The sequence below is a fragment of the Pyruvatibacter mobilis genome, from assembly GCF_012848855.1.
Classification (GTDB): Bacteria; Pseudomonadota; Alphaproteobacteria; order CGMCC-115125; family CGMCC-115125; genus Pyruvatibacter; species Pyruvatibacter mobilis.
In genome coordinates, this window is sequence record NZ_CP051630.1 from 2,152,171 (window position 1) to 2,167,953 (window position 15,783).

The 15,783-nt window shown below is 66.1% G+C and carries 14 protein-coding genes; 8 read left to right on the forward strand and 6 right to left on the reverse strand.

What is annotated here, in order from left to right; translation table 11 throughout:
• Nucleotides 1–22: 22 nt before the first annotated feature.
• Together HG718_RS10025 and HG718_RS10030 are read right to left on the reverse strand one after the other, a co-directional pair.
• A complete protein-coding gene (locus HG718_RS10025; protein WP_160588284.1) occupies nt 23–1,804 on the reverse strand; it encodes a tetratricopeptide repeat protein in 1,782 nt (593 codons plus the stop codon).
• A 201-nt stretch (nt 1,805–2,005) separates the two neighbouring features.
• Complete coding sequence (locus HG718_RS10030) at nt 2,006–3,649, reverse strand: electron transfer flavoprotein-ubiquinone oxidoreductase (protein WP_160588493.1); 1,644 nt, start codon at nt 3,647–3,649, stop codon at nt 2,006–2,008.
• 405 nt (nt 3,650–4,054) lie between these two features.
• Here HG718_RS10030 and HG718_RS10035 point away from each other — a divergent pair, with 405 nt between their 5' ends.
• Complete coding sequence (locus tag HG718_RS10035; RefSeq protein ID WP_160588286.1) at nt 4,055–4,975, forward strand: uracil-DNA glycosylase; 921 nt, start codon at nt 4,055–4,057, stop codon at nt 4,973–4,975.
• Nucleotides 4,976–5,209: 234 nt separating this feature from the next.
• A complete protein-coding gene (locus HG718_RS10040; RefSeq protein ID WP_160588288.1) occupies nt 5,210–7,024 on the forward strand; it encodes a lytic transglycosylase domain-containing protein in 1,815 nt (604 codons plus the stop codon).
• A gap of 451 nt (nt 7,025–7,475) precedes the next feature.
• Here the strand turns inward: HG718_RS10040 and HG718_RS10045 are convergent, their stop codons facing one another.
• Entirely contained in the window at nt 7,476–8,087 is a 612-nt protein-coding gene (locus HG718_RS10045) for a TIGR04282 family arsenosugar biosynthesis glycosyltransferase (protein WP_160588290.1), read from the reverse strand.
• Between the two features lie 13 nt (nt 8,088–8,100).
• The gene (locus HG718_RS10050) at nt 8,101–8,802 is read right to left on the reverse strand and encodes a TIGR04283 family arsenosugar biosynthesis glycosyltransferase (RefSeq protein WP_160588292.1); all 702 of its coding nucleotides are present in this window, start codon (nt 8,800–8,802) and stop codon (nt 8,101–8,103) included.
• Between the two features lie 190 nt (nt 8,803–8,992).
• Here HG718_RS10050 and HG718_RS10055 point away from each other — a divergent pair, with 190 nt between their 5' ends.
• Together HG718_RS10055 and HG718_RS10060 are read left to right on the forward strand one after the other, a co-directional pair.
• On the forward strand, nt 8,993–10,210 hold the full coding sequence (locus tag HG718_RS10055; protein ID WP_160588494.1) for a PA0069 family radical SAM protein: 1,218 nt from the start codon (nt 8,993–8,995) through the stop codon (nt 10,208–10,210).
• 125 nt (nt 10,211–10,335) lie between these two features.
• On the forward strand, nt 10,336–10,971 hold the full coding sequence (locus tag HG718_RS10060; RefSeq protein WP_205345690.1) for a ribonuclease HII: 636 nt from the start codon (nt 10,336–10,338) through the stop codon (nt 10,969–10,971).
• Here the strand turns inward: HG718_RS10060 and HG718_RS10065 are convergent.
• Nucleotides 10,968–11,165: a hypothetical protein gene (locus tag HG718_RS10065; RefSeq protein WP_160588295.1), complete on the reverse strand. Its 198-nt coding sequence runs from the start codon at nt 11,163–11,165 to the stop codon at nt 10,968–10,970. The genes HG718_RS10060 and HG718_RS10065 overlap by 4 nt on opposite strands.
• On the opposite strand from HG718_RS10065, the gene HG718_RS10070 reads away from it, so the two are divergent.
• Together HG718_RS10070 and HG718_RS10075 are read left to right on the forward strand one after the other, a co-directional pair.
• Entirely contained in the window at nt 11,164–11,475 is a 312-nt protein-coding gene (locus HG718_RS10070; RefSeq protein WP_027840798.1) for a carboxymuconolactone decarboxylase family protein, read from the forward strand. The genes HG718_RS10065 and HG718_RS10070 overlap by 2 nt on opposite strands.
• A gap of 231 nt (nt 11,476–11,706) precedes the next feature.
• Nucleotides 11,707–12,900: a site-specific DNA-methyltransferase gene (locus HG718_RS10075; RefSeq protein WP_160588296.1), complete on the forward strand. Its 1,194-nt coding sequence runs from the start codon at nt 11,707–11,709 to the stop codon at nt 12,898–12,900.
• A 146-nt stretch (nt 12,901–13,046) separates the two neighbouring features.
• Here the strand turns inward: HG718_RS10075 and mutY are convergent, their stop codons facing one another.
• Nucleotides 13,047–14,162 (reverse strand): A/G-specific adenine glycosylase, encoded by a 1,116-nt coding sequence (gene mutY / locus HG718_RS10080; protein ID WP_160588496.1) that lies wholly within the window; start codon nt 14,160–14,162, stop codon nt 13,047–13,049.
• A 159-nt stretch (nt 14,163–14,321) separates the two neighbouring features.
• Here mutY and HG718_RS10085 point away from each other — a divergent pair, with 159 nt between their 5' ends.
• Together HG718_RS10085 and HG718_RS10090 are read left to right on the forward strand one after the other, a co-directional pair.
• Nucleotides 14,322–14,870, forward strand: a complete 549-nt coding sequence (locus HG718_RS10085) for a DUF721 domain-containing protein (protein ID WP_160588298.1) — start codon at nt 14,322–14,324, stop codon at nt 14,868–14,870.
• 89 nt (nt 14,871–14,959) lie between these two features.
• On the forward strand, nt 14,960–15,673 hold the full coding sequence (locus HG718_RS10090; protein ID WP_160588300.1) for a DsbA family protein: 714 nt from the start codon (nt 14,960–14,962) through the stop codon (nt 15,671–15,673).
• The last annotated feature ends 110 nt before the right edge of the window (nt 15,674–15,783 follow it).

Here is a 15,783-nt window from a genome sequence, read left to right on the forward strand (position 1 = left end):
CCCCAATCCCGTGCGCCGCATATCAGGAGCCTGCGCGGTCGTCCTGCCGCTCGGCGGCTTCCACTGCGTCCAGCCCCTTGTCGAGCTTGCGCTGAATGCGCAGGGCCGCGTCCTCGGTGGGGTTGCTGTCGAGCGCATGCTGCCACTGGAAGCGGGCTTCCGTGCGGCGGCCCACCTTCCACAGGGCGTCGCCCAGATGGTCGTTGATGGTGGGATCGGTGGGGTCAAGTTCCACCGCGCGCTCCAGATGTTCGACCGCGTTGTCATACTGGCCGAGGCGGAAATAGGCCCAGCCGAGGCTGTCCACGATGAAGCCGTCATTCGGACGCTGGTCCACGGCCTTGCGGATCATGTCCATGGCTTCGTCCAGATTGCGCCCCTGCTCCAGCCAGGAATAGCCGAGATAGTTGAGCACATAGGGCTGCTCGGGTTTCAGCTCCAGGGCCTTGAAGAAATCCTCTTCCGCCCCGTCCCACTTGTCCTGTCGCTCGCGGGAGACGCCGCGGGCATAGTAGATGGTCCACAGGCGGCCGGCGGGCGAGTTCAGCAGGTCGAGGGCGCGGGTGTACTGCTTCTCTGCCTCGCGGAACTGTTCCGTTGCGCGGTAAAGGTCGGCAAGGGCAATCGCCACTTCGGCTTCCGCATCATCCGTGGACTGACGGCCCAGCCCGCGCAGCGCCTTGATCGCGTCCTCCGTGCGGCCGATCTGGTCCAGCAGCAGCGCCTGCTCGATATAGGCCGTGGTCGCCAGCGGGCTGTCGTCGTCTACCTTCTCATAGGCTTCCGCCGCTGCGGCCAGATCACCGGAGTTCGACAGCAACTCGCCAAGCAGCACGCGGGCCACGTCCAGGTCCTCGTTCATGTACAGCGCAAGCTGCAGATAGAGGATCGACACATCCACGCCCTGGTCGCGGGAGAGCGCACTGCCGATGCCATAGAGCGCTTCGGCGGCACCGGCGCGGGTGTTGGTCACCAAGAGCTCCGGCGTCCGCAGGCTGCGCACGCGGTCCAGCGCGTCGGAAATGATCGGGTGGCCGGGCGACAGGGCCAGGTAGCCGGAGTAAATCACCTTGGCGTCCGGTGCCTTGCCGTTGCGCTCCAGGAAGCGGCCATAGGCATCGACGATGCGGATGGAGCCGCCGCCGGAGGATGCCATGGCGGTTTCATAGGCTTCGCGCGCCTCGTCGATGTCGCCTTCAAGCTCCGCCACCAGCGCCCGGTGATAGCTGCCGAACAGGGTATGGCCGGGGCCGTCCTCGTCCAGTTCGAGGCTCGTATAGGCCGCGTCATACTGGCCTTCCCCCACATGGGCCCAGGCCGCCAGCAGGCCAGTCACGAGCCGGGTAAAGGGGCCCGCCGCGGCGTTGGAGAAGTGGTCACGGGCACCGGCAAAGTCACCCTTCTTCAGGGCATGGGTGCCAAGCACCAGCCGCGCGGTACGGTCACCCGGGTCCTGCTTGATGATGCGCTCTGCCAGAACGGCGGCGCGCGGAACGTTGCCGGAGGTGAGTTGCAGCAGGAAGGCGCGGTCGAGAATCACCGTGTTGGCCGGGTCCTCGCGCAGCACCCGGTCATAGAACTCGGCTGCCGCATCCCGGTCGCGCAGGTTGGTGGCGTGGCGCGCGGCGAGATAATTGCCCAGCTTGGTGTCGGTGTTGCGCCCGCTATCGGCGACCACGGCATTGGTGTCTCCGGGGCTGCCAAACCCGCCGCCAACGGAGGCGCAACCGGCCAGCACGGCACCTGCGAGCGCCAGCGCCGTCACGCATTTCATCTTTGCCATGCTGGGAATGCTGAATGTCACGCCGCTCACCTGACCTGCCTGATCTTGCCTGATTGATGCCTCTGCAAATGCACCATACCCGAGCATAGCTTAACAGGCCCATCAATTCGCCATCAGCAGGGCCCGTGCCCGGTCTGCACGTGTTGCCCCCTCCCGCACAGTAAAAAGGCGGGCTCGGAGCATGTGCCCCGGCCCGCCTTCTGTCGGATCAGTCCGGCCTGACTACATGTTGACGTAGATCGGGCCGCCGCCACCCTCGGGCACCACCCAGTTGATGTTCTGGCTGGGGTCCTTGATGTCGCAGGTCTTGCAGTGCACGCAGTTCTGCGCGTTGATCTGGAAGCGCGGATTGGTGCCGTCGTCATTGGTGACGACCTCATACACCCCCGCCGGGCAGAAGCGCTGCGCGGGCTCGGCCCAGGTCGGCAGGTTCTTATCGATCGGGATCGACGGATCCTTGAGCGTGAGATGCGCCGGCTGGTCTTCCTCGTGATTGGTCGAGGACAGGAACACGCTCGACAGCTTGTCGAAGGAGATAACGCCGTCCGGCTTCGGATAGTCGATCGGCTTACACTTGGCGGCAGGCTTCAGCGAGGCCGCGTCGGTCTTCTTGTGCTTCAGGGTGAACGGCAGGCCGATGCCCAGATTGTTCATCCACATATCAATGCCGCCAAGGCCGACGCCGATCAGCGTGCCGAAGCGGGACCACAGCGGCTTCACGTTGCGGACGCGCTTCAGGTCCTTCTTCACGTGGCTGCCTTCATAGGCCGTCTGATAGGCGGCCAGCTCGTCATTGGCCCGGCCGTCGCGCACCGCCTCGAAGGCGGCTTCTGCGGCCATCATGCCGGTGGCCATGGCGTTGTGGCTGCCCTTGATGCGCGGCACGTTGACGAAGCCTGCCGAACAGCCCACCAGCACGCCGCCCGGGAAAGTCAGCTTCGGCACCGACTGGTAGCCGCCCTCGGTGATGGCGCGGGCGCCATAGGAGAGGCGCTTGCCGCCCTCGAAGGTCGGGCGGATCGACGGGTGCGTCTTGAAGCGCTGGAACTCGTCGAACGGCGACAGGTACGGGTTGGAATAGTTGAGGTGCACCACGAAGCCGACGGCCACGAGGTTGTCGTCGAAGTGATAGAGGAACGACCCGCCGCCGGTGGACATGTCCAGCGGCCAGCCGAAGGAGTGCTGCACCAGCCCCTTCTTGTGCTTGGCCGGGTCGATTTCCCACACTTCCTTGATGCCGATGCCGAATTTCTGCGGCTCGCTGTCGGCATCGAGCTTGAAGTTGTTGATCAGGTGCTTGGAAAGGGAGCCGCGCACGCCTTCAGCAAAGAAGGTGTATTTGCCGTGCAGCTCCATGCCCGGCATGTAGCCGTCCTTGGGCTCGCCATTCTTGCCGATGCCCATGTCGCCGGTGGCGACACCCTTCACCGAGCCGTCGTCATTGTAGAGAACTTCGGCGGCGGCAAAGCCCGGATAGATTTCAACGCCGAGGGCCTCGGCCTTTTCGGCCAGCCACTTGGCGACGTTGCCGAGGCTCGCGATGTAGTTGCCGTGATTGTTCATCAGCGGCGGCATCATGATGTTCGGCAGGCGGATGGAGCCGGACGGCCCCAGCACCATGAAGTGGTCGGCCTTCACCTCGGTCTTGACCGGGCAGGTCTCGTCCTCGCGCCAGTCCGGCAGCAGGGCGTCGAGACCGATGGGGTCGATCACCGCGCCCGACAGGATGTGCGCGCCGACTTCGGCGCCCTTTTCGAGCACGCAGACGCTGAGCTCGAAATCCTGCTCGGCGGCGAGCTGCTTGAGGCGGATAGCGGCGGACAGGCCCGCCGGGCCCGCGCCCACGATCACCACGTCATATTCCATGGCCTCGCGCTGCTCGGGGTGGGCGATGAACCCCTGCGTCGCGTTGACCTGGCTGGCCTGCTTGAGGACGTCAGTCACGGTGAACCTCCTAAAATTCGACTGTCCGCACGCGGCCGGGGGAGAGGGCCGCAGCGGATCGGTGCTGCCGGGCGCATGGCATCTGGTCTTCAAACTTCGCGGAATTCCGCCATACCCGGCATGACGGACCGCGTTTATGGGGCCAAGCCCGGCCAAGGGTCAAGCCACGGCGTGGGTCCCAGCCCCGTTTGGCCCATTGCGCACATAATGCGCCCCGATGACGATGCGCGTCACCTCTGTGTGACATCACCGCGGCGGGACCTGATGACGCGGTCATCCTGCAGGATGATGTGACGCGCGGCCTCTTGCGGTGTAAATCTAGCGCCCATGACCGATCTTTCCACTCACGGACCCGGCGGCGAGGCCGCCCCAGACGCTGCCGGCACGGACCCTGCCCTCGAGCATGCGGCGCTTGCGGACCTGCTGCGCTGGTTTTCCGAAGCCGGGGCCGACGAGGCGCTGGGCGATGAGCCCATAGACCGGCTGGCCCATGTGCCGGAGCCGGAGCCTGCGCCGTCCTTCCAGCCCCAGGCTGCTTCCGGCGGCAAGCCTCCCCTGCCGCAGGCCTCGCCCCCGGCGGCGTTCGGAGCGCCTGCGGGCGAGGTGGCGGACGACAAGGCGATCATCAGCGAGGCCAGAAGCCTTGCGGCCGCTGCGTCATCGCTTGAGGAATTGAAAGCGGCGCTGGACGGCTTCACCGGCTGCCCGCTCAAGGCGACCGCCAAGAATCTCGTCTTCGCCGATGGCAACAGCCAGGCGAAGATCATGCTGGTGGGGGAAGCGCCGGGCCGGGACGAGGATATTCGCGGCCTGCCCTTTGTCGGCCGGTCCGGCCAGCTGCTGGACCGCATGCTGGCGACAATCGGCCTCAGCCGCGAGACCGTCTATATCGCCAATGTGCTGCCCTGGCGGCCGCCCGGCAACCGCACACCGACCCCCGCCGAGGTGGCCATGTGCCTGCCCTTCATCCTGCGCCATATCGAGCTTGTGGCACCGGAGATCATCGTCTGCGTCGGCGGTGTGTCGGCGAAGGAGCTGTTCGGTATCACGACAGGCATCACCCGCCTTCGCGGCCAGTGGCGGGATTTTGATTCCGCAACGCTGGGTAGCGCAGGCAGCCACAAGGCTCCTGCCCTGGCAATGCTCCACCCGGCCTATCTGCTGCGCCAGCCGGCCCAGAAACGCCTGGCCTGGCGTGATCTGCTGAGCCTGAAGGCGCGGATTGCGGAGCTTGGGCTCGCCGTTTGACCTCATACCATCTGGCGCAACCGCCATCCCCTCAAGCCCGTCTTAACCTCGGGCTGGCATGGGACTCGCATCGGCCATTGGCAGAAGCTAGATTTGTATCTGACCGAAACAGGCAACGTGCCGGGGGGCCACATGCCAGATCGCGATATCACTGCAGACCATCACGGCAGGATGACATTCGGCCGCCGGACGGCGCTGACGTCACTTATCCTTGCGCCGTCGCGGGACACCCGCATGGCATCCTTCGTTGCCCGTGCCCGGACCATGGCACGGGCCACGGATCTTGAAGCGCGCCGGCAGCGTGAGGCCGCGCGCCTGCGCATGGCTGTCACCACAGCCCTTGTCGCGCTGGCGCTGCTGATCTCCGCTTTCACCAATATCGCCCGCGCCGATACAGTCGCACCCGTTCTCTCCGACGCCGACCGCACTGCCTATGCGCGCATCTTCCGCGCCCAGGAGGCCGGGGACTGGAAGACAGCAGACAGGCTGATCGACGGGCTCGAAGATGACGTGCTGATGGGCCATGTCCTGTTCCAGCGCTACATGCACCCCACCGCCTACCGCTCGCGCTACGCTGAACTGAAGACATGGCTGGCGCGCTACGCGGATCATCCGGGGGCGGATAAAATCCACAAGCTGGCGCTCAAGCGCCGCGGCGGAAGTGCCGCGCCCATGCGTCCGGTGCGCCGCGCCTACCGGCCCACCGCATATCACTCCGTCTATGCGGTTGCCGGGTCCAGCGCCGAAGGGCGCACCTCCTATGGCCGCACCATCGCCCGCAAGGTGCGCTCACTGATCTCGCGCGAGCGGCCGACCCAGGCGCTCGGCCTTCTGGAATCAGCCAAGGTGCGCAACCGCCTGGGGGCTGATGAGCGCGCCGCGCTGATGGCGCGCATCGCGTGGTCCTATTACGTGGAAGGCAAGATCACCAAGGCCTTCGCCATCGCGTCCGGCGTGGCTGAGAGCCACCGGCGGGATGCGCCGCTGGCTGACTGGTATGCGGGCCTTGCCGCCTGGCGGCTGGGCGACGTGGCCGCAGCCAACACCCATTTCGATGCTCTGGCGGGCAATGTGGGTGTGTCCGACTGGACGCGGGGTGCCGGTGCCTTCTGGGCGGCCCGTACCGCGCTCAAGCTGCGCGACCCGGCGGGCGCTGTCGCCCATCTTGAAACCGCTGCCGCCACCGGCATGACCTTTTACGGCCTGCTGGCCCAACGCCAGCTTGGCCGCACCCTGCAGGTTGAATGGTCGGACCCGGTGACCGATGTCGCCAGCCATTCGGCCCTGCTGCAGATCGACCAGGTGCGCCGGGGCGCAGCCCTTGCCGAACTTGGCATGCGTGACCTGGCGGAAGCAGAGCTGCGCCGGGCGCATGGGCGGCTTGACCCGTCGCTTGACCGCGCGCTGGCAGCCCTTGCCCGTGACCTTGACCTGCCCGCCACCCAGCTGGCCGTGGCGCTTGCCAGCCCGCAGCCCATCGGCGCGGCGCTGTTCCCGGTGCCGGACATCAAGCCCGAGGGCGGCTTTCAGGTGGATCGCGCCCTGCTGCTGGCCGTGGCCCGGCAGGAAAGCAAGTTCATCTCCGGCGCCACCAGCCGGGCGGGCGCTGCCGGGCTCATGCAGATCATGCCTGGCACCGCCTATCACATCACCCGCGACGCCAGTTACCGGCGCAACCGGGACCGCCTGCAGGATCCGGCCCACAATCTTGCCCTGGGGCAGACCTATCTGCAGGAGTTGATGAATTACGGAGAGCCCTACGGCAATCTGTTCCACATGGCGGTCGCCTACAATGCGGGCCCGGGCAATCTCAACCGCTGGCTCAAGCAGATCGGCCCCGCTGCCCAAGACCCGCTCACCTTCATCGAGAGCATCCCGGCCGCTGAGACCCGCGGCTATGTGGAGCGGATCATGACCAATCTCTGGCTCTACCGCCTCCGCCTCGGCCAGCCCTCCCCCTCCCTCGACCAGGCCGCCTCCGGCGACTGGCCCGTCTACGCCCCGGTAGAACGCGCCGGCGTCACCCTGCAAAACGCCTCCCGGCTCTAAGCAGCCGTCAGGCGCGCAGGCCAGCCGCAAGAGATCCTCCGGTCAAGCCGGAGGATGAGCGGCGTATTTGCGGCAAAGCCTTCAAGCAAAATCACCTCGCCCCCTTGGGGGAGAGGTCGGTGCGCAGCACCGGGTGAGGGGGATGGAAGGCAGCTGCCGGAAAAACCTCACATAAACGCCGCAGCGCCCCCTCACCCTCCCACGCGCTGACCGCGCGCGGGCCCCTCCCTCTCCCCCAAGGGGGCGAGGGAAAACAACCATCCACCGCCCTCCCCCGGCTTCACCGGTATATCCATGCCGCACGCTCTGATGGGCCCTCCGGTCAAGCCGGAGGGCGAGCGGATTTCTTGGCGGCCCCGCGCTCAACCGCTGAACGTGTCAAAGACCCCACCCCGTCGCAGAATGTGTGGACCCACCCCCAACCGCTTTCCCTCCGGCTTGACCGGAGGGCCTATCGGAGGCGGCGGATGCCCTCAGCCTTCCGCCACACGGCATGATCCGCGCCGCTGTCCACGTCGGACAGCTGCTCCAGCAGCGCCACGCGCGCGTCACCGAAATTGGCGAGGGTCTCGTCGCGCTCCCGGCCGCTGGACCAGGTGACGCCCTCAAACGGCCGCAACACACGCGGCAGGCGTTTCTGGCCGATGAGCCAGTATCCTCCGTCTACGGACGGCCCCATCACCGCATGATGACTGCCCAGCGCCTTGAACGCCGCGGTGATGTGGCGGCGGGAGATATCGGGAATGTCACTGCCGATGATGACCACCGGACCTGCTGGCGCCTGATCGAACACGCGCTGCATCCTGTCGCCGAGGTCCCCCTCCCCTTGCGGCACTACGGCATGGGCATCCTGCAGCCAGGGTGCGTCCGGCACGGCTTCCGTATCCGGGCTGGCGGCAATGATCGTGCGCCAACGCGGGTCCGCGCCGAGACGCCGGATGAGCCGCGCCAGCGCCACGCGGTAAAAGCGCGTCGCTTCCACATAGCCCACGTCGCGGGCCAGGCGCGTCTTCACGCGGCCAAGCACCGGCGTCTTGGCCATGATCACGAGGCTGTGCTGCATGAATGGGTCTGCCCTAGCGGCGGGAATAGATACGCGCGATGCGGTCCGGATTGACGCCGAGATAATAGAGCATCAGGCACATCGCATTGCGTGACGATCGCGCGAGGTAGCCGTCATTGAGGTAGCGCTCGGGGCTGGTGACGGCGGGCGTGCGCAGGAAGACGAGCCGCCTGCGGCCGATGCGGCGCACAAGGTCCACGTCTTCCATGATCTGGAACGGGCGGTAGCCGCCGAGTTCGTCATAGAGCTTGCGCGACACAAGCAGGCCCTGGTCGCCATAGGGCAGGCCGAACAGCCAGCAGCGCCAGGCCACCACGCGCTCCAGCATGCGGGCCCAGAAGGAAAAATCATCGAGCGCGAATTTGAACACGGCGGCGAAGCTCGTGCCCTTCTCACCGCGCTTTTCCAGCCGCTCCAGCAGGGTCTCCACTTCCTCGTCCCAGCCGGGCTGGAGCACCGTGTCGGCGTGCAGGAACAACAGCCATTCGCCGCGGGCCGCCTGGGCGCCGGCCGCAAGCTGCGTGCCGCGGCCTTTGGGCGCCTTCACGATCTTGGCGCCCGCCGTCTCCGCGATCCCCAGCGTGCCGTCGTCGGAGCCGCCATCGGCGATCACCACGTCCTTCACCAGCCCGCGCACGGTCGGGCGGATCAGGGCCGCCAGGGTGCGGGTCAGGCTCTTTTCGGCATTGAGAGTTGGAATCACGACGCTCAGCATGCGGCGCACTCTAGCGCCAAAATGCTGCGCCCGCGAAAGTCTGCGGATGTTAACCTAAATGTTCTTGTCTTGTTCTTATTGATATGATTTTATTCCTCACATGATGAGGACGGCGCACATGAACAGGATCGGCAACACGGTGCGGGCGGATGACACCCCCCAAGCCGCCGAGCCGGCGCGCGCCGCGACCATGCCGGTGTTCCCGCTGACTGCCCCCCAATCCGGTCAGCCGGGGACGCCTGCCTCCTTGCCCGCAGATGACAGGGGCCAACGCCCACCCCCACGCCCTGTCACCCGCCCTGTATTCGGGCCGGGCAGCAGCCTCCCCCCCAATGCCCTGAGGAAGCTGCAGGAGGCCGAGAAAGGTCGCGGCGCGCGTTCCAACCGGTCCGGGCGCTTCGAGCACCGGGCCGCGGAGGCGTTTGACGATGGATGGGACATTGAAGAGGACGACCGTCCGCTTCGCACCCATGTCAGCGACGAAGCGGCCCGGACCATCATCACCCGCAACCAGTCGCCGGACATTTCCTTCGACCGCTCCATCAATCCCTATCGGGGCTGCGAGCATGGCTGCGTCTATTGTTTCGCGCGGCCAACCCATTCCTATATGGGCCTGTCCGCCGGGCTAGACTTTGAGAGCAAGCTGTTTGCCAAGCCGAACGCTGCAAAGCTCCTGCGGCGGGAACTGGCGAAGCCCGGCTATGAGCCGCGGGTGATCGCCATCGGCACCAACACCGATCCCTACCAGCCCATCGAGCGGGAGCGGCGGATCACGCGCCAGGTGCTGGAGGTGCTGGCCGAGCACAAGCACCCGGTCGGCATCGTCACCAAGTCGGCGCTGGTCACCCGCGATATCGACATTCTGAGCGAGATGGCGCGGGAGGGCCTCGTCAAGGTGGCGATTTCCGTCACCACCCTGGACGGCAAGCTGGCGCGGGCCATGGAACCGCGTGCCTCGACGCCCGGGCGGCGGCTGGACGCGATCCGGCAGCTGTCGGAGGCGGGCATTCCGGCGGGACTCATGGTGGCCCCGGTGATCCCGGCGCTGAACGACCACGAGATCGAGGCCATCCTCAAGGCCGGTGCCCGCATGGGCGCGCGGGAAGCGGGCTATGTGCTCTTACGCCTGCCGCTGGAGATCAAGGACCTGTTCGCCGAATGGCTGGAGGATGTGACCCCCAACCGCGCGGCGCGGGTGATGAAGATCATCCGCGATATGCGCGGCGGCAAGGATTACGACGCCGAGTGGGGCAAGCGGATGACCGGTGCCGGGCCCTATGCGTGGACCATTTCGCGGCGCTTTGCGCTCGCCATGGAACGCTGCGGCCTGTCGCGCCAGCGCCTGCCCCTGCGGACCGATCTTTTCGAAGTGCCCGGCGGGGCACCGAAGCAGCTGGCGCTGCTGTGACACATATTCTCTGACATTACCTCCCAGTTCTTTTTTTACGGCGCATCCCGCGTCATGCTTCTTCTCACCCAACTGCATTGTCCTTTGCATTGTCCTTCACAGCGGGGCCGTTATGCTCCCGCGCCATGACCCGGATGTCCCATGCGCATGGTCCTGATTTCTCCCTCGAACTGGCGGCAGACCGCGCGCCCGTCTGCGGGGTGGACGAGGCGGGCCGGGGCCCCTGGGCCGGGCCGGTCGTGGCGGCCGCCGTCATCCTCGACCCGGACGCCATCCCCGAGGGCATCAACGACTCCAAGAAGCTCACCGAAGCGCGCCGTGATGCGCTGGCTTGCGACATACGCGCGTCAGCTCTCGTGGGGGTGGGCGCGGCGTCTGCGGACGAAATCGATCAGCTGAACATCCGCCAGGCGACCTTCCTCGCCATGCGCCGGGCGGTTGCCGCCCTGCCGCAACCACCGGCCCATGCGCTGGTGGACGGGCGGGACGCGCCGGACATCGGCTGCGCCTGCGAGGCCGTCATCAAGGGCGACGGGCGGTCCCTGTCGATCGCGGCCGCCTCCATCATCGCCAAGACGGTGCGCGACAGAATGATGGTGGAGCTCGACACCACCCTGCCCGGCTATGGGTTTGCCCGCCACAAGGGCTATGGCACCCGGGCGCACCGCGAGGCGCTTGCGCAGCTCGGCGTTACGCCTCATCACCGCCGCAGCTACGCGCCAATCCGCGCAATTCTTCAGGATGCGGACAGCCCTTCTTAATCCTTCACACGCGCCCACACGGGGCGGTGACAGGCTCTCACGGCGAGTTGACGCCGCGTGGCGTTGATCGCCCGCGCGGCGGCGTCCATATGGCGCGCGCTGCCGGCACAGGCCGACGGCCAACCATCGTGGAATGCCCGCCCGTTGGACTGGGAGGCGTCGCGCCACGCAACCTGGATAAGGATCTTTTCCATGAGCGCATCTGATGAACTGAAGAAGCTGGCCCCCCTCGGCGAGACCAAGCCCGACGTGATGAAGGCCTTTGTTGCTTTCGACACCGCCGTGATGGCTGACGGCGCCCTGCCGAAGAAGACCAAGGAACTGATCGCGGTCGCCGTGGCGCTGACGACCCAGTGCCAGTACTGCCTGGCGATCCACACCGACATGGCCAAGAAGGCCGGCGCCACCACCGAAGAACTGGCTGAAGCCTCCTTCGTGGCCGCCGCCCTGCGTGCCGGTGCCGCAATTACCCACAGCGCCAACCACGTGGTGGACGGCAAGTAAGGGACCGGCCTCAAAGCCTTTGTCCCAAAGGAGCGGCCGCGTCTTGCCTTCGGGCGTATCCAGGCGCGGCCGCTGACTTATCCACTGGCTGTGGATATTTACTGTTGACAAAATCGAATCGATTAGATTCCCGTTAACCTTGGTTAACACATTGAATCTTATAAAAGATTCTTGACGGTGATTCGTGTCTGACTCAAAATCCGCCCCAACAACAGGTTCCTTGGGGGGCGTATGCGTACCAAAAGCACCCGCACGACATCTCGTGCGGCCACCAGAAAATCCGTCTCGAAGTCTGCCTCGAAGAGCGTGTCCCGCACGGCGCCTCAGGCCCGGGCCGCTGCGCGCGCGCCGCTGCCGGTGAACACGATCATCAATGGGGACAGCATCGAGGAGCTGGCCAAGCTGCCCGACGCCTCGGTGGACCTGGTCTTCGCGGATCCGCCCTACAATCTCCAGCTCGAAGGTGAGCTGCTGCGTCCCAACAACACCCGCGTCGACGGTGTTGACCAGGAGTGGGACCAGTTCGCGTCCTTTGCCGAATACGACAAGTTCACCCGCGCATGGCTGGCTGAAGCGCACCGCGTGCTCAAGCCCACCGGCACGCTGTGGGTGATCGGCTCCTATCACAACATCTTCCGGGTCGGCGTGGCGCTTCAGGATCTGGGCTTCTGGGTGCTCAACGACATTGTGTGGCGCAAGTCCAACCCGATGCCGAATTTCCGTGGCCGGCGCTTCACCAATGCGCATGAGACCATGATCTGGGCGTCAAAGGACCGGAACGCCAAGGGCTACACCTTCAATTACGACGCCATGAAGGCGCTCAACGATGACTTGCAGATGCGGTCGGACTGGGTGCTGCCGATCTGCTCCGGCGGTGAGCGGCTGAAGGATGACCAGGGCAACAAGGCGCACCCCACCCAGAAGCCGGAATCGCTTCTGCACCGGGTGATCCTCGCCTCGTCCAATCCGGGCGATGTGGTGCTCGACCCGTTCTTCGGCACCGGCACCACCGGCGCCGTGGCCAAGAAGCTCAACCGCAAATATGTGGGCATTGAGCGTGATGCTCAGTATGCGGAGGTGGCGCGCAAGCGCATCGACCGCATCAGCCATGCGGACCCCGAGAGCCTCGAGGTCACCCAGGGCAAGCGCGCCCAGCCGCGGGTGCCCTTCGGCACGCTGGTCGAGCGCGGCATGATCGAGCCGGGCACGGTGCTTTATGGGCCGGGCAAGCGGTTCAAGGCCAAGGTGCGTGCCGACGGGTCGCTGGTGGTGACGGGGGCCTCCGGCTCCATCCACAAGATCGGCGCCCATGTGCAGGGTCAGGAAGCCTGTAACGGCTGGACCTTCTGGCACCTCAAGACCGATGCCGGCCTGACCCCAATCGACGTCCTGCGCCAGCAGGTGCGTGCGGAAGGCAGCGTCTAGGCCCGGCCCAGCGCACGCCACACCCTCAGATAGACCCTCCGGTCAAGCCGGAGGGAAAGCGGAGTGGGGGCGTTAATCTCTTCCCCCCAACCGCTCGCCCTCCGGCTTGACCGGAGGGCCCATGGGAGGCTGCGGGAAAACCCGGCCTATTTCCTGCGGCGGAACTGCTTCGCCGCGTCCGGGTCCGCGTGCGCAACCACCTTGCGCATGACGGTCGGCAGGGCCCGCGCGGTCAGGCTATCCACCGGCACCCACTCTCCTTCCGCCTGCGGACGGTCAGCGACTTCGGCCCTGTAGACCACAAGCTCGAGCGCGAAATGGGTGAAGACGTGGCGAACCGTGCCGGGCAGCACCTCCCAGGGCGCCTCCGCCGGGGCGTGAGGCAGATGGTCCACCGCCTTCTGCTCCCGCCATTCCGTGCCCGGCACTTCGTCCATGCCGCCCAGCAGGCCCTTGGGCGGACGGGTGCGCAGCAGCACATGCCCCTTGCCGTCGGTCAGCCAGAAGGCCGCGCCATGGCGGGTCGGCTTTTCCTTTTTTGGCGGCTTCACAGGCAGGGTTTCGGCAATGCCCTGAGCGGCTGCCGCGCATATATCCGTCCACGGACAAAGGCTGCAGGCAGGCTTCTTCGGCGAACAGAGCGTCGCCCCCAAATCCATCGTTGCCTGGGCGAAGTCGCCGGGCCTTGTGTCAGGTACAAGCGTGCGCAGCCTGTCCCTGATCTCAGCTTTTGCCGCGGGCAGCGGCGTGGTGATCGCAAAAAGGCGCGAGATGACCCGCTCCACATTGCCGTCCATCACAGCCGCCGGCTCATCAAAAGCAATCGCCGCAATGGCGGCAGCCGTATAGGGCCCAACGCCCGGCAGCGCGAGCAGCCCTTCTTCCGTCTGTGGAAAGATGCCACCCAGTTCCCCTGCCACCATCCTTGCGCAGGCATGCAGGTTGCGCGCGCGGCTGTAATAGCCAAGCCCCGCCCAGGCGCTCATCACCTCTGCCGTGTCCGCTGCTGCCAGGTCTTTGACGCGCGGCCAGCGGGCGAGGAAATCCTCGAAATAGGGCCCCACGGTCTTCACCGTGGTTTGTTGCAGCATGATCTCGGACAGCCACACACCGTAAGGATCAGGCCTCCTCCCGCGCGCGCGTGCCAGGGGGCTCACACGCCAGGGCAGGTCGCGGGCGTGGCGGTCATACCAGTCCAGCAGCCGCCCGGCGGGACTGCCGCCCGGGTCCTGCCCCACCGAAGCCAGTCCGGCCCGCGCCATCTGGTTGCCCGATTTTCCGGCCAAGGAAGGTCCATCCACGTTTTTGTGATCGCCAGCGTCGCTTTGCACACTTAGCATGCGTTTGTCTGGCGTCTAGCCTTTCACATGCCTCTCAGGAGGCGCGTTTCACCGCCGTTCCGACAGGACCGTTCACTGCCCATGCCGCCCGCCCGTCCAGATTTGCGATCCCTGCCCCGCCCGCGGCTGACGTTCCAGCGCCTGGGCGTGCAGCTCGACCATCTGACGCGCAAGGCCTTCACCAAGTTCGGCTTTCCCGATGACCATGTGGTGACGCGCTGGCAGGAAATCGTCGGACCGGAGCTGGCGCGCATGACATCGCCCGAGCGCCTGTCCCGCCCCCAGAAGGGCACCAGCGGCGGCAGCACCCTCACTGTGCGGGTCGCGGGCGCGGCCGCGCTTGAGATGCAGCACATGGCGCCGCAGATCATCGACCGGATCAATGCCTTTTACGGCCGCCCCATGGTGGGACGCCTGAAACTTGTCCAGGGGCCCCTGCCCGCCGACCTCGAACCGCATCTGCGCCGCGCCACGCGGATCGGCGCGGGCGCCCGGCCGGCCCGGCGCACCCCCCTGTTCGGCACGCCCGAGCCCACCGCCAGGCTGACGGCTGACGCAAATATTGATGACCCGGAACTGGCCGGCGCACTGGCACGGCTGGCCCGCGCCATCGAGAACCGCAACAAGTGAGACCCGCTACACGCGCCTGACGCAACGGGCCTCCCGCAAGGCCCATCCACACCGATACATTTCACCGATCAAGGACCGGAGACATCCAGATGGCTGACCGCACTTTTTCTTCCAACCCCGGTAGCACCGATGGCGTTACCCGCCGCACGCTGGGCCGCGGCGCGGCCATGACGGCGGCCGCCATTGCCATGCTCGGCCTGGCTGCCTGTGGTGACGGGGCCGACGGCTCGTCGGCGGATGCAGGCTCGGGCGCCGGCAGCAACCCAGCGATGGCATATGAAAATCCGCTTGGGGACATCACCCTGGGCGACCCAGATGCGCCGGTGGTGCTGGTGGAATATGCCTCCTACACCTGCGGCCATTGCGCGGCCTTCCATAATGAAAACCTGGAGCCGCTGAAGGAAAACTACATCGAGACCGGCAAGGTCTATTACGTGTTCCGCGAATACCCGCTGGACCCGGTGGCCACCGCCGCCTCCATGCTCACCCGCTGCGTGTCGCCCGAAAAGCACCTCGAATTCTCCGACGTGCTGTTCAAGCGTCAGCCGCAATGGGCCTTCGTGCAGGACCCGCGCGCAGCGCTTGAAGGCATTGCCCGCCAGGGCGGCATCTCCAAGGCCCAGTTCGAGGCCTGCCTGACCGATCAGGAGGTTCTCGACGGCCTGCGCGACATGCAGAGCTATGCTGCTGAAACCCTGGAAGTGCAGGCAACGCCTACGATTTTCGTGAATGGCGAGAAGATCAACGGCAACCTGCCCTGGCCGCAGCTGGAAGAGATCATCACAAACCAGTTGCCGGGCTAAGCCGAATCGGCGGATCAAAAGGGTTAGCAAACCTTTAACGAGCGGCCATGTTCGCTCTCAGCGACCGTCCCGGCCGGGACGGTTGCCCCCGCCGGGGGCTGGCCTGGGAG

What these genes read in the sequence shown, in the direction of transcription:
- HG718_RS10075 (WP_160588296.1), top strand. Translation starts at nt 11,707, where the DNA reads ATGCGTACCAAAAGCACCCGCACGACATCTCGTGCGGCCACCAGAAAA.
- HG718_RS10055 (WP_160588494.1), top strand. Translation starts at nt 8,993, where the DNA reads ATGCCGGTGTTCCCGCTGACTGCCCCCCAATCCGGTCAGCCGGGGACG.
- HG718_RS10065 (WP_160588295.1), bottom strand. Translation starts at nt 11,165, where the DNA reads ATGGAAAAGATCCTTATCCAGGTTGCGTGGCGCGACGCCTCCCAGTCC.
- HG718_RS10090 (WP_160588300.1), top strand. Translation starts at nt 14,960, where the DNA reads ATGGCTGACCGCACTTTTTCTTCCAACCCCGGTAGCACCGATGGCGTT.
- HG718_RS10085 (WP_160588298.1), top strand. Translation starts at nt 14,322, where the DNA reads ATGCCGCCCGCCCGTCCAGATTTGCGATCCCTGCCCCGCCCGCGGCTG.
- HG718_RS10030 (WP_160588493.1), bottom strand. Translation starts at nt 3,649, where the DNA reads ATGGAATATGACGTGGTGATCGTGGGCGCGGGCCCGGCGGGCCTGTCC.
- HG718_RS10050 (WP_160588292.1), bottom strand. Translation starts at nt 8,802, where the DNA reads ATGCTGAGCGTCGTGATTCCAACTCTCAATGCCGAAAAGAGCCTGACC.
- HG718_RS10035 (WP_160588286.1), top strand. Translation starts at nt 4,055, where the DNA reads ATGACCGATCTTTCCACTCACGGACCCGGCGGCGAGGCCGCCCCAGAC.
- mutY (WP_160588496.1), bottom strand. Translation starts at nt 14,162, where the DNA reads ATGGCGCGGGCCGGACTGGCTTCGGTGGGGCAGGACCCGGGCGGCAGT.
- HG718_RS10040 (WP_160588288.1), top strand. Translation starts at nt 5,210, where the DNA reads ATGGCATCCTTCGTTGCCCGTGCCCGGACCATGGCACGGGCCACGGAT.
- HG718_RS10060 (WP_205345690.1), top strand. Translation starts at nt 10,336, where the DNA reads ATGACCCGGATGTCCCATGCGCATGGTCCTGATTTCTCCCTCGAACTG.
- HG718_RS10045 (WP_160588290.1), bottom strand. Translation starts at nt 8,087, where the DNA reads ATGCAGCACAGCCTCGTGATCATGGCCAAGACGCCGGTGCTTGGCCGC.
- HG718_RS10070 (WP_027840798.1), top strand. Translation starts at nt 11,164, where the DNA reads ATGAGCGCATCTGATGAACTGAAGAAGCTGGCCCCCCTCGGCGAGACC.